At 41.7% G+C, this 14,650-nt stretch carries 7 protein-coding genes; 3 read left to right on the top strand and 4 right to left on the bottom strand.

What is annotated here, in order from left to right; translation table 11 throughout:
• Positions 1–154 precede the first annotated feature (154 nt).
• The 3 genes from V7K32_RS17550 to V7K32_RS17540 all read right to left on the bottom strand — a co-directional run bounded on the left by V7K32_RS17550 (position 155) and on the right by V7K32_RS17540 (position 9,921).
• Positions 155–6,139: an amino acid adenylation domain-containing protein gene (locus V7K32_RS17550; protein WP_334995105.1), complete on the bottom strand. Its 5,985-nt coding sequence runs from the start codon at positions 6,137–6,139 to the stop codon at positions 155–157.
• A gap of 1,036 nt (positions 6,140–7,175) precedes the next feature.
• On the bottom strand, positions 7,176–8,081 hold the full coding sequence (locus V7K32_RS17545) for a polysaccharide deacetylase family protein (RefSeq protein WP_442938766.1): 906 nt from the start codon (positions 8,079–8,081) through the stop codon (positions 7,176–7,178).
• Between the two features lie 694 nt (positions 8,082–8,775).
• Positions 8,776–9,921 carry a SpoIID/LytB domain-containing protein gene (locus V7K32_RS17540; protein WP_442938765.1) on the bottom strand — a complete coding sequence of 382 codons (1,146 nt, stop codon included), beginning with the start codon at positions 9,919–9,921 and terminating at the stop codon, positions 8,776–8,778.
• Between the two features lie 202 nt (positions 9,922–10,123).
• Here V7K32_RS17540 and V7K32_RS17535 point away from each other — a divergent pair, with 202 nt between their 5' ends.
• Both V7K32_RS17535 and V7K32_RS17530 read left to right on the top strand, forming a co-directional pair.
• Positions 10,124–10,516, top strand: coding sequence for a carboxymuconolactone decarboxylase family protein (locus V7K32_RS17535; RefSeq protein WP_334995103.1), 393 nt, complete (start codon positions 10,124–10,126; stop codon positions 10,514–10,516).
• A gap of 54 nt (positions 10,517–10,570) precedes the next feature.
• Positions 10,571–11,389 (top strand): alpha/beta fold hydrolase, encoded by an 819-nt coding sequence (locus tag V7K32_RS17530; protein ID WP_334995102.1) that lies wholly within the window; start codon positions 10,571–10,573, stop codon positions 11,387–11,389.
• A gap of 28 nt (positions 11,390–11,417) precedes the next feature.
• Here the strand turns inward: V7K32_RS17530 and V7K32_RS17525 are convergent, their stop codons facing one another.
• Complete coding sequence (locus V7K32_RS17525) at positions 11,418–11,549, bottom strand: hypothetical protein (RefSeq protein ID WP_334995101.1); 132 nt, start codon at positions 11,547–11,549, stop codon at positions 11,418–11,420.
• 787 nt (positions 11,550–12,336) lie between these two features.
• Here V7K32_RS17525 and V7K32_RS17520 point away from each other — a divergent pair.
• Complete coding sequence (locus tag V7K32_RS17520; RefSeq protein WP_334995100.1) at positions 12,337–14,625, top strand: FAD/NAD(P)-binding protein; 2,289 nt, start codon at positions 12,337–12,339, stop codon at positions 14,623–14,625.
• The last annotated feature ends 25 nt before the right edge of the window (positions 14,626–14,650 follow it).

Raw genomic sequence — 14,650 nt, 5'->3', positions numbered from 1 at the left:
TTTTAATCTACGGGGAATTTAAGAATGTATCAATTAATTTATCCTAAGTCTGGCTAATCCAGGTGTTTTTTTCTCCCTCGTGAGAAATCCGGGTATAGAACATCAATCTACCTCTCAAGCTCAGAGTTTATCCAAAAAGCTTCAGGTTCAAATATTATTTGTTTAAGAAATTTTTCAATTTCTCAGCTAACACCTGTACGTGAGGTTCATCAAGCAGAGAAAGGTGAGAGCCGGGAATATAATGGATATCTACTCCTCCAGTCACTAAATCGCCCCAGCCAAATTGCGGATCGTATTGTATGCCTACAGCTTCGTCCCGATGCTGATCCTCAGTTCGCAAAAGTACTACTTTACCGGAATACGTTGGGAAGATGTATTGACTCCTAGCTTGGACATTAATACCGATAATTTCTAAATGCTTGTCAGTTTCAGGAATAAGTGCTGCATCCAAGTAATGTTTATATCTATTTTGTAGACGAGACTTATTGCACTGGCTCGATTTGCCGAGCTTATGCCAGAGGTAAGTAGTGCCTTGTTTGATTAGATTATTGAAATGCAAGTAAATTCGCGTCAGCAATGGCGATCGCCAGCTATAACCTTCACGACAAGTATCAAGCATAACTAAAATCCCCACTTGCTCACCTTGCTGGCAAAGTTGTTGCGCCATCTCGAAAGCGACTATACCACCAAAAGAATACCCACCAAGATAATAAGGCCCCTTGGGCTGAAGAGTCTGAATTTCTTGAATGTAGTATGCTGCCATCTCTTCAACGCGAGTATGAATTGGCTTAGTTATATCGAGTCCAAGTGGTTGCAATCCATAAAATGGTTGATCGGAACCTAGATATAATGACAATTGACGGAAACCTAAAACTTCTCCACCAAGTCCGTGAACACAGAAAAAAGGCGGTTTGGAACCATGAGGTTGAATTTCTACCAAGGATGACCAATTGTGATGTTGTCTAGAGATATCTACTAAAGTTTTGTTTGTTGCTGCTTCTGGGGAGATGATTTTTGCTAGAGCCTCGACAGTATTTGATTGAAAAAGAATTGCTAGGGGCAGACTCTTGCCAAACATCTGCTCGATTTGCCAAAACAGTTTGACTGCTAGCAGAGAATGTCCTCCCAGTTGAAAAAAGTTATCTCTGACACCAATAGGGTGAACACCTAAAACTTGTTCCCAAATCTCTGTTAACTGATGTTCTACTTGATTGCGGGGAGCAACAAAGGTAGCTTCTAACTCTTGGTTCAAGTCTGGTAGAGGCAAAGCGCGGCGGTTAACTTTGCCGTTTGGGGTTAGGGGTAGTTTGTCCAGCAAGACAAAAGCCGAAGGCATCATATACTGTGGTAGCTTGCTAGAGAGGAAGCGCCGAATCTCACTAATGCTGGGTGCTGTTTGTTGATGAGGGACAATGTAAGCTAGTAAACGGACTTCGCCAAACTCATCTTCACGGGCAATTACTACAGTCTGCTGTATATCTGGGTGTTGGGCTAACACCGTCTCGATTTCTCCTGGCTCAATGCGGATGCCGCGAATCTTGACTTGATGATCGATCCGACCGAGAATTTCTAAAGAGCCATCAGGACGATAGCGACCGCGATCGCCTGTATAGTAAAGTAAATCCTGTTCGTCATTCCTAAAAGGATTCTTGACAAACCGAGCCGAATTTTCTTGGCGAGTGTTAATGTAGCCTAAACTCCGAAATGGTGTCCTCAGAACAATTTCACCCGCTTCACCAATACCACATAGTTGCTGATTTGGCGTGAAAACAAGTGCTTGAGTTTCAGGAAGCGGTAATCCGATTGGCTGTACCCCTGCTTTAAGTGCAGCAGGCACTTGATAATAACATTTAGCTAAAGTTGTTTCTGTCGGTCCATAGAGATTCACAATTTCACCAGATGCCGGGAAATTCTGCCGCCATCTCTTGACAAGTGTCTCTTTTAGTGGTTCTCCCGCAAAAAATAACCAGCGTAAACTACGCAAAGATACTTCTGTCGGCACATTCACTAACCATGATTGGGCTAAAGACGGAACTGTGTGTAACACAGAAATCTTTTCGCTTTCCAAGTAACGTAGAACTTTTGTTGGCTCTAAATTATCTCCTGTTGGTGGCAAACATAAAGTTGCACCACTGGTTAAAGGTAAGAAAATATCTCTGAGGACAACATCAAAGGTAAGTCCTGTCAATTGAGCAACGCGGTCTTCGACTCCAATAGCAAATGTCTGTCGTTGCCAATTCAGAAAATGCGACAGTCCTTTATGACACCCCAAGACACCTTTCGGTATACCAGTAGTACCAGAAGTAAAGAAAATATATGCAGCATCATCTCCAGCTATTTCTGGTAAGTGGATTTTGCTTCGGGCTACGCCGAAGCAGGTATCGTCCTGAGAATTTACAGCATATCCAGTATCTGCATCTACACAGATAATAGTTAAAGATTCCCATACTTCCCGATCTTCTAGGGGCTGATCGTCTATATAAAGTAGATATTTAGCTTTAGCCTCTTTGAGCATAATTTGCTGGCGTTGGCGTAGCCCACCGGAGGTATCGCTGGCAATAAGTTGCGAATCTATCGTTAGTAGCACGCCCCCACTCAAAAACACGCCCAACATACTCGCAATTAGCCCAAAACTCCTTGTACCGAACACGGCTACAACATCTCCCCTTTCGACTCCGTGAACCATTAGCACCTTTGCTAAGGTTTGAGCAATTCTGCCCAATTCTTCATACTTCCAAGTGCAACCTCCTTGAGAAATTGCTGAATGTTCGGGAGTTCTGTTTACCCAAGAGGTAAACATTGTTGTTACTAATTCATACTCTGGTTGTGGCAACACTGCCCTAGATTCTGGCAGTAAAGGTAAGGATTCTGGCGTGACAAGAGAATAGAAACTAATCGATTTATCGGGATTTTCAACAATCTGATTCAGCAAATGATGGAACTGTTGCAGCATTTCTAGCATTCGTTCTGCGGCAAACAAATCAGCATTGTAAACTAGTTTCAATTCAATGCCCTGTGATTGTTCTGCGATGTACAGAGTTAAGTCAAATTTAGAAGCAGCCTCCTCTAAGGCAATTGGTTCTACAACCAGTCCAGGCAATTCCGGCTGCAAGTCTTCCAAGTTGAGCATATTAAACCACACTTGAAACAGTGGATGGCGACTGGTATCTCGTTCTGGTTGTAGTTCTTCTACCAATTTCTCAAAAGGCATATCTTGATGAGCGTAAGCATCTAATGCGATTTGGCGAACTCGACCAAGCAATGAACGAAAACTGGGCTTACCAGAAAAGTCAGTCCGCAAAACCACAGTATTAATAAAAAATCCAATCAAGCTTTCTATTTCAGAACGGTTACGTCCGGCAATGGGTGAACCGATAAGGATGTCTTCTTGCCCAGTGTAACGATGCAGTATTGTCCCAAAAGCTGCCAGCAAAGTCATAAATAAAGTGACACTTTCTTGACGTGAAAGTGCTGTTAGCGATGCACTCAAATTCTGGGGTAGCATCAAAGATTTCGCCGCTCCCCGGTAGGTTTGGACTGGTGGACGCGGGTAATCAGTGGGCAATTCCAGTATAGTTGTAGCGCCAGCTAACTGGGTTTTCCAGTAGTTGATTTGATTAGAGAGTACCTCACCAGATAACCATTGACGTTGCCAAATAGCAAAATCGGCATATTGAATGGGCAGTTTTGGTAAGGGGAAGGGGTTATTGTTTAAAAAGCTTTCATAGAGGGCTGCTAATTGCTGCCAGAGAATACCCATCGACCAGCCATCAGAGGCGATGTGATGCATAACTAACAGTAATATATGCTCTTGTTCATTTTCTTGGAACAAAGTAGCACGCAGCATCAAGTCTGATTCTAGATTAAAGGCAGTAGAGACGTTATTAATTGCTTCTGTACAAGAGAGGGAAATTTTTGAGTCCTGATTAAAATTATTTCCCCCAGCCTTTAATTTAATTACTGTCAGTTCTACCGGGCGAGATGGGCTAATTATTTGTATGGGACTACCATCTGATGATGAGATAAAATTAGTCCGCAGTGCTTCATGATGAGCAGCGATCGCATTTAATGATTTTTGCAATACACTAAAGTTCAACTCGCCTGTTAACCGTACTGCTTTGGTGATGATATAAGCGGCATTGCTTGGTTCCAACTGTTCCAGAAACCAGACTCGCTGTTGAGCAAAGGATAAAGGAACTGAGTTTTGGTTGGTTCGTTGGGGAATAATTTGGTTGGGGGAGTGGTCTGTTTGAGTTTGTGCGGAAATTTCTTGAGCTAAACTAGCGATCGTGGGATTTTCAAACAATAAGTGTAAGGGAATTTGTACGCTTAATGCTTGGCGTAGCCGTGATATCACTTGCGTAGCCAGCAGTGAATGACCTCCCAATTCAAAAAAATTGTCGTAGATGCCCACTTGTTTTAAATGCAGAACTTTTACCCAGATATCAGCTAAAATCTCTTCAGTGGAGTTTCGGGGTGCAACAAAGTTTGTTGACTGACAGGAACTAGAAATATGCGGTGCAGGTAGAACATGACGATTTATTTTGCCGTTGGGGTTTAATGGCAGTGTCTCCAAGAATACAAAAGCCGCAGGAACCATATATCCTGGTAATTTTTTTTGTAAAAAGCGGCGTAATTCTCTGTGAGTAGGAATTTGCTTGGAGTTTGCGACCAGATATGCTACCAGCCGTTTGTCACCAGGAATATCCTCTCTAGCTATTACTATCACTTCTTTCAATGTCGGATATTCACCTAGTGCCGCTTCAATTTCTCCCAACTCGATGCGAAAGCCGCGAATCTTAACTTGATGGTCAATACGACCCATAAATTCGATGTTGCCATCACTTAAGTAACGTGCTAAATCTCCAGTCTTGTACAAGTACACCCCAGATTCTGCGTTCCTTGGGTGAGCGATGAATTTTTCTCTAGTCAGTTCAGGACGGTTGAGATAGCCTCGCGCCAGCCCAATACCGCCAATATGTAATTCTCCCGATTCACCAACAGGCACTGGTTGCAAATTCTCATCTAAAATATAAATTTCAAAATTGGCAATGGGGCGACCAATGGGAGCCATTGCATAATTACTATGGCGCTGGCAAGTCCAGAAAATCGCATCTACAGATGTTTCTGTTGGCCCATAGCAATTTTGCAAAACATTGTCCAAATTCAATTTTGCAAAAAATCGCTCTATCAGTTCGATTGATAAAGCTTCACCACCACAGGTAAGGTGCCTCAGATGTTTGCATTCCTCAATACCCTTTTCTTCTAGAAATACACGCAGCAAAGAGGGTACTAAGGCAATGATCGTAATTTGTTGCTCGACAATCATGTTCACCAAGTAGGCAGTGTCCTGATGTCCACCAGGACGAGCCATAACTAACTGTCCGCCATAACATAAAGTCCAGAATATCTGCCAGACTGAGGGATCAAAACTAAAGGGAATTGTCTGTAAAACTTTATCTGTTGAGGTTAATCCAAAGGTTGTTTGCTTCCAGTCAACTAGATTGCGGATGCCACGGTGTGGTATCATTACACCCTTGGGTTGACCTGTAGAACCAGATGTATAAATTACGTAGATTAGATTATCATCTATTATTTCATTTCTGGGATTTTCTTGACTTTGTTGAGCGATCGCTCCAAGACAATCTGAGTCTAGACAAATCACTTGCGCCCCATGACTAGGTAAACTAGTTACCAATTGTTTTGTAGTCAAAATCACAGGTGTCTGGGTGTCTGCCAAGATGAAAGCTAGGCGTTCTAAAGGATGCGCCGGATCTAAAGGTACATAAGCACCTCCAGCTTTCAAAATTCCTAGCATTCCTACTATCATTTCTATAGAACGTTCTAGACAAAGACCAACAAGTACGTCACCACCAATGCCCAAGCCTCGTAAGTGATGTGCTAATTGATTTGCCCGATTGTTTAGCTGCCGATAAGTTAGTTGTGTATTTTCAAACACTAAAGCCACGGAATCAGGTGATTTCTCTACCTGCTGCTCAAACATTTGATGTATGCAGAGAATCCCTTGGGATTCTGTATTATCATGACACTGTGCTATTATCTGATTTATTTGGGTGTCACCTAAAAGACTTACCGAAATATTTTGCGTTCTGTATAAGCTATTCTTTGCTATCTGCATATTTTACTATTAATATAATTACTTCCGAATTTTCTGCGATCGCCAATCTTTCAATGAGGATTTAGACTTACCACTGATAGGTAGCGTAAACCTATCTCTACGCAACGCTCTTGCTAGCAAGATCCCCGAAGGTTACACGGACTCCCTCTAAACGTAGCAAGATCCCGAAACGGGTACGCGAACAGCGTCTCTAACATTTGGTATGCCGCAAGCTTTACGCTACGATATCTACCAGTCGTACAGAATTTATTCTTAATTCTGATGACTGAAACCTTCTATCCTGTTTCGATAAACCAGCATAAAATTAATCCTCGCTAAACAAATAAAATCTTTCCAATATAGCCTTTTGTCTAATTGATGTTTAGTCAAAGGAAAAAAATACTTACGATTTTTAGTAGATATAAATATCTTACAGATAATTATTTAATCGGATTAATTCTAGTTCTACCTCAATAAAGGATTTTTCCAATTGCTTGGGAAACATCAGATTGGAAACCGAGCATTCGTTTCACTCTAAATAAGATAATTTTCTTGATTACACCCTTCTTTTGATTGCTGTATTTCCAATCTCTTATTATTTTTAGCAGACTAATTATAAATTTTATGTTTAGATACTTATTTAAATTATGAATTTTTGGCATAGATTAAACATCATATTCACGCTTATAAATATAAACAAGTATAATTAAGGACAACATTTTTGGGAATACACTAAGGGTCAAAAGAGAGGGGTTTGGATATTCCCTTAACAACTTTTGGGGGTTTCAATTGCATAACAACTTGTCAAGCAGTGCGTTTGAGGTCTGTTTCTAAACCCCGACACAAAACACGCTGCTTGTAGAAACAGGGGACTTAAACCCCCAAAATTGGTTAAAAGATTTTTAGCTTAACTCGCCGTTTTTTGTGAGAGGGAGAGCAGAAAATTCTGATATCAAGAAAACAGGATAATTTTTCCCTTTGGCTGTAACCCTGACTAGCACTTTATGGGGGCGGGTATAGGTGCATCCACGGTACAAAAAAACAGATGGGTATTTTCTTATTTTTTATTTTTAATCAAATTTTGGTTTTTATCTTCCATTTCTAGAAGTTCAGGGATGGTGACAAAGCGATAGCCCTGCTTGCGAAAGTTGGCAATAATTTGTGGTAAAGCTTGTACAGTCTTAGAACGATTACCACCACCATCATGCATTAATACAATTCCACCAGGCTTTGCCTGTCTGAACACATTACCGATTAATTTGGATACAGGAGGACGCGAATAATCTATAGAGTCAGATGACCACAAAATAATAGTGTATTTGCTATTTCTAGCATAATCAACCACCCCATTATGCATAATTCCTCCAGGTGGTCGAAATAAATTTGTTTTTAACCCTGTAGTTTGATAAATAATATCTTCGGTATGGTCAATTTCATAAGCAGCAGCTTGTGGGTTCAAGAATTGATACCAATGATGCCAAGTATGGTTGCCAATCACATGACCTTCAGCAATCTCCTGCTTGAGTAAGTCTGGATAATTTTTCACGTTTTGCCCAATCACAAAAAATGTTCCTTTGATCTGATTTTTTTTCAGAATATCTAACACTTCTGCTGTACTCTCAGGCCACGGCCCATCATCAAAGGTAAGAGCAATTACTTTTTGAGGTGGAGAGAGTTTTGCCGACTCAATTATTGCACTTTGAAAAATTGATGGTATGGAGTCAGAAAAACCATTTACTTGTGCTTTTTGTTGCCAACTTGTCAGCATCGCCGCCTTTAATTCTTCAACTCGCTGCTGGGTTTCTACATTTGCTATTAAATTATTTACAATCTTCTGTGGTTTTGAAGCTTTAAAAACATTTGTTTTTATAAATATTATAAAGCTTAGACTAAAACTACTAGATAATATAAGCAACGTAACTAATTTTTTGGGAGTCCAAAGCCTCGGCTTATTATTGAACACGTCAATTTCCTTCAATGGTCAAACAATCACTTACCCTAATTATAGTAAATTAGACTATTATTAATTTACTTACTTTCAGACAAAATATAACTATCTATTGATAGATTGCCAAGATTGAGATTGCTTACCCCGCTACTTAATGCTCACAAGTTATGATTCTGAGTGCAATCAGATAAATCAAACATACTTTTGTCATAATTTTGTAATATGTTCATCAAGAAAGTATGTAATAATATTTCATCTAAAAAACAGATTAGCTGTCAATTATCAGCTAATAAATAGACAAGATCATTAAGTAGGTAGGCAAGATAAAACCAAACTATGTAACGAAAAGTAAAATCTCTGTATTTGGCTCGTAGTTGCGCCCTCTTGCGCTTTAGCGCAACTACGAGCCAGTGATGATTATTTGCGCCCACTTACTTAATAAAATCTTGACTGATGGTGAAAAGGTATTTACCGCAGCTAGTACCATTAAATAACAAGTTAGTATCTCGGCAACGCTTGGCAGCGCTTGGCAACCTAATTTGTAATAGAGCCTCCGGCACGCTTTGCGTTAAGCCAAGCGTTGCCGCAGGCTTTACGTAATTCGTAATTAAGTTTTGTGACGGGGATTTAGTGCTGCATTGGGGTCTTGGGATCTTTGCAAGAGCCAATCTATATCAACCAAAATTATCCCAGAAGTATTAATTTAATATTACTTAGCATTAATTGTGCTTATAGCTACGCCCTGATAATAATGCCCTAAAATTTGCAGGTAGTTTACTCCTCTTTTGGCTAAATTATATGCGCCCCATTGACTCATGCCTAAAGCATGACCGTAACCGAGTCCTTGAAGAACAAAACTACCATCTGCTGCTTTGGTAAGCTTGAAGTGGGTACTTTTAATCTTCAGGGCTGTACGCACTTCTTCGCCTTGGAGTACCTTCGTAGCTTTGTCACCAACAATTTTTAAGACTTTAACACTACCAAAAGGTGAGTAACTTTCTGCAATCATATCTAAAACATTGCCGACACCAGAAATTCTGGCGCTAATTTCTGTCGGGGAGAAAGTTTTCACCCATTTGCACTCGCTAACATTTTGGTCGTAATCTTCAACAGCACGCAGGTAAGGCTCGTGGCTTCCCCAAACATCTTCAACATTTTCAGTATGTCCTCCAGAGCAATCATGAAAAACTGAGAGAATAACACTGTCTTTATAAGTTAGTACTTGTTTATCAGTAGCATCAACGGCGGCATAAGTACTACGAGTTTCATTGATTACTCCTTTATAATTCTGCCAGTGATCTGGACTATCACCTAAATCGTAAACAGGATTATTGCGTTGTTTTTCTCGCTCATAGAGAGCAAAAGTCCGGGCAGCAACAGCTTGCGCTTTCAAAGCTTCAGCAGGCCACTCAGTATCCATTTCACCACCAACAACACTGTAGAGATATTCTTCGTCATCAACCCAGTTAACAGCCGTTAATCCTTTCTCTGTTGGGACAACAAGAATTCTGCCTCGATACCAGCGTTGGCCAATGTAAACGAATCCCTTACCTGTGGGTTCAATCCAAAATAAACCAGACTGCCATTTATCTAAAGCCACGCCGCCTGGAACAGAAGAGGCATAAAATGAACTCATTGCTGGTAATTCTCCGAGAGTATGACCAGTGCTATCTTTAACTAATGCAGTCGTAGAACTGCCAACTGTTACCTGATTAACTCCCCTCTCGATTGCTATTCTTAGGATTACAGATGCTGCACTTGGGGTAGCCAAACTTATCCACAATAAGGTACTTAGCCACCAATGACTTACTTTCATCTGTGTAAACAAAGCGTTTAGTAACAATTGACATTTCATATCTAGCATTTAAAAAGAGTGTTCAATTTCCATATAATGTTATCGCTCATACCGTAGGTTGCGACATAGAAGTTGAGTTTTAGGCTTAACTGAACTGTATTGCCTTTGCTTGCACCGATCAAAACTCCTTTATTTTTTGTAAAAACGTAGTATCCTACATTTTGGTATCTATAAAAGGACGGGGTTTTTACCCAAATTTTCGATGACTAAGCTGATTGAATACGAAGAAGCCAGCGACGAAGTACGTGCAGTATATGACGACATCTGCGCTACACGGCAGAATGACTATATCAATAACTTTTGGAAAGCTATAGCCAATCATCCCCCTACCTTGCAACGAACTTGGCAAGCGGTGAAGGAAGTGATGACTGGGCCGGGTGAGATTTCTCCACTGATGCGCGAACTAATTTACATCGCCGTGAGTGCGACCAATGGCTGTGAGTACTGCATTGCCTCGCACACAGCAGGGGCAAAGGCTAAGGGGATGAATGATACCATGTTCGGGGAACTAATGGCGATCGCAGCCACTGCCAACATGACCAATCGCCTGGCCAACGGCTATCAAATTCCGGTGGACGAGAGATTTAAAACGTAGGAGTATAGCCTTGTCCATCCCTGCTTAAAATTAGGTTTAGCAGAATTATCGACTATGCCCAAAGTTCAGATTAACGGGATTGATTTGTTCTACGACATTAAGGGAACGGGTGAGCCTTTGCTATTAATAGCTGGCTTCCTTTGCGATCATGCTTATTGGTCGCTGATTATGCCATCGCTAGTTTCGCACTATCAAGTCATTCGCTTAGACAACCGAGGTATGGGGCGAAGTTCTGCTCCCGAAAACCCTTATAGTCTGAAGCAGATGGCTAATGACGTTGCAGTATTGCTTGATCGGATTGCCATCGATAAGGTGCATCTAGTAGGTCATTCAATGGGTGGCCAGATAGCTCAAGAGTTAGTGTTAGCACATCCTGAAAAGGTACAAAGTTTGATGCTACTTTCATCATTGGCTAAGGGTGATAGATTATTTAACAGCATTATCGAGACTTGGGGCGACCTCTGCAAAAATGTAGACTTGAAACTTTATGAAAAAGTTGTATTACCCTGGATATTTACAGATACGTTCTACTCGATTCCTGGGATGATCGAAGGTCTGATTGAATTTGCAATCAGATATCCTTTTCCACCTGCGGCTCATTCACTCAATCATCACAGCCGAGCCATGCTTGAGTTTGACACAACAGACCGCCTTCAACAAATTCATTGTCCTACTCTAGTTCTAGTTGGCAAACAAGATATTCTCACCCCACTAAAGTTTTCCCAGCAACTTGCTCAAGGCATTCCCAACGCTGAACTTTTAGTCCTCAATGGTGGGGGTCATGGCTTCTTAATTGAGTCGCCGGATGCTGTGGTTTCAGCCATGCTTAACTTTCTGGGGAAGTTGAAGTCAGTTTATAACATTTCCTTGTGAGGCTTTGCCAACCCCCGATCGCACAATGTCAGTAGATCACAAACTTTTTCCCTGCATAGCGATCGCATTCAATATAAGCATTAATTTCATCTTGATGATCGCTGTAATAACTCAACACATCAAAAACCTGCTTTGTAAGTAGGTAGGCGTAATTAAACATAAGACAAAACCTCACCCTCAATCCCTCTCCTTATTATTGTCGGGAGGAGCTGGAGGCAGGGTGAGGTTTTAATTTAATTTGACCCAATTATATCAAAGTTGTATAGGAATTATTGCTTTTTCCTCTTTCTCTGCGTCTGGAGCGGTTTTTTAATCGTTCAGATGCTACCTGATTTGATATTACTTTAGGACTTAAACCTCATCTAAGTTGAGAACCGTAGTTTTTGCCCTCACCCTAAATCCCTCTCCCATATCTGGGAGAGGGACTTTGAAATTCTGGCTCCCCGAATCCCAATTTTGGGATTCGGGGTTGGGGGATGAGGGCAAATCCTTTTCATCACTGAAGAACTACAGGTTTCAAGATAGACGCGGTTTATACTATTTATTTGTGAAGCTGCGCCAAATTTATTTTGCTTCTTCTTTCTTTCTTTGTGTCCTTTGCGGTTCGTTCCTCATATAGTTCGGCGCACCTTCATACAGAATTGGTATTACGCAAAGGTAACGAAAAACGAACCACAGAGGACGCATCCACGGAGGAATGATTTGAGACGGTTTTTGCGTAAGTCTTATACTTATTTAAGTTGGTGAATAAACCTATCTTGATTACTATGTAATCTTAACCTACGGTTAATTTATCAATTAAATGTATTTAATACCTGGAAAAGAGGTATTATAAGACTTTAGAGGTAATAAAGTCTTAATTCTTTTAGTTGGGTTGTAAATGCGTTTAGTCCCGTTAGATAGACTTTATGAAATCAGCGTAACTATTGATTCTAACTAAGACCGTCATGAACCCTAGTTTTTTAACTGCCCATACTCCAACCACGATCGCTATTGTTGGCGGAGGTTTTAGTGGTTCTCTAGTCGCTACCCACCTATTGAAAACTGCCAGTCAACCCCTCACGATTAAGCTGATTGAGCGTAGCAATCAAATTGGCAAGGGAATCGCCTACAGCACGGATACCAACTGTCATTTGCTGAATGTATCGGCAGGCAACATGAGTGCATTTGCCCACGATCCAGGGCATTTATTACGTTGGCTTCAGCACAACCGCAATGAGTTTGTAGCATTTTTTCCCGAAGAAGTCAATGCCAGTACCTTCATTCCTCGTAAGGTTTATGGTTTATACATTCAATCGGTTTTGGCAGAAGCAGAAGCCACAGCACCCAGTGATGTGCGACTAGAACGCTTGACCGATGAAGTAGTAGGGGTACAGCCTGAAGAAAAAGGCGCAATGATTTCTCTGCGTAGTGGTCGCTGTTTTGCCGCAGACAGAGTTGTGTTGGCATTAGGGAATTCACCCTCTGCACCCCCCACCATTGAAAACCCAAACAGTAATGATGAAAGTTATCTGCGGAATGCTTGGTCAGCCGATGCCCTAGCAGACCTTGATGCTGATGCACCTGTGTTGCTAATTGGTACGGGACTGACAATGGTGGACATGGTTTTATCTTTGAGCGATCGCCAACATCGCGGTAAAATTTATGCTCTGTCCCGACGAGGATTATTTCCCCTAAAACATCAAGCGGCTCAACCTTATCCGTGCTTCTTGACCCCAGAAAATTCACCAAAAAGTGTGCGCTCCTGGTTACGTTGGCTGCGTGCCGAGGTAGAAATTGCTGCTACCCAAGGCTACGACTGGCGAGCAGTAATTGATTCTCTGCGTCCCATGAATCAGAAAATCTGGCAAAAACTACCAACTGGGGAACAGCAGCGTTTTTTGCGTCATCTGACACCTTATTGGGATGTGCATCGTCACCGGATTGCCCCAAAAGTGGCGGATGTTGTCACCCAAATGCTGGATTCTGCTCAACTCACCATTGCCGCAGGGCGGATTCGAGAATATCTTGCTTTGCCGGACGGTGTAGCAGTGACCGTGTGCTGGCGCAAAACCCAAACTAATCATATTTTGCACGTCCGCCGCGTTGTGAATTGTACAGGGGTAGCAGCAGATTATCGCCTTTCGCCTCATCCTCTGATTACTAATTTGCGATCGCAGAAATTAATTCGCCCCAATGCCATCGGTTTAGGATTAGATACAGATACCCACGGTGCTTTATATACAGCAGACGGTAAGGTTTCGACGCTGCTTTATACCTTGGGAACTCCGCGCAAAGGTGATTTGTGGGAAACTATCGCTGTTCCAGAATTGCGGGGACAGGCGCAGGAATTATCTAAGGCGTTGTTGCAGTCGCTACCAGTGCGTGTGCGGACTATTCCGACGATGCCTTTGTTAAGCAATGGCAGTGCAGAGATACCGCAGTCAACTTTCCTATTTCGGCAATTTTTTGACCCTACAACTAGTAGTTACACTTATTTAATTGGCGATCGGCAGACAGGAGATGCTGTTCTAGTTGATCCTGTATTAGAGCAAGTTGACCGCGATTTGCAATCATTAGATGAACTGGGATTAAAGCTACGCTACTGTCTAGAAACTCACCTTCATGCCGATCACATCACAGGGGCAGGTAAACTCAGGCAACAAACAGGTTGTGAGGTGATTGTTCCCCAGAATACTGCTGTGACAAAAGCCGATCGCTCCCTTGTCGGTGGCGAAATCTTAGAGGTGGGATCGGTAATCATCGAAACGATTTTCACACCAGGTCACACCCCCAGTCACATAGCATATTTGGTGAATAAAACCCATCTGTTAACTGGTGATGCCTTATTTATTCGTGGTTGTGGACGCACAGATTTTCAGGGAGGCGATCCTGGAACTTTATACGATGTGGTGACACAACGCTTATTCACCTTGCCAGATGATACTTTGGTATATCCTGCCCATGACTATAAAGGACGCACAGTTTCTACCATTGGCGAAGAAAAGCGGCTTAATCCCAGATTTAGCGCTCGCAGCCGTAGTCAATTCATTACCATCATGAATAATCTCAAATTGAGTTATCCCCAAAAGATGAATGCATCTGTACCTGCGAATGAATACTGTGGTGATTTTATTCCTCAAGAAAGCTTAGACTCGGCTACAAGTTCGGCAACAGATGAAGAACAGAAACAAATAGAACTCACAGTCATGACTAATACAGAAATCTACAATGATTACTTTGCTATGTATATCTAGTGGTCTGTCCCAAAAGTTTTCAGAG

Source organism: Nostoc sp. (genome assembly GCF_036917635.1).
Classification (GTDB): domain Bacteria; phylum Cyanobacteriota; class Cyanobacteriia; order Cyanobacteriales; family Nostocaceae; genus Nostoc.
This window is presented reverse-complemented; position numbering and strand designations above follow the sequence as displayed.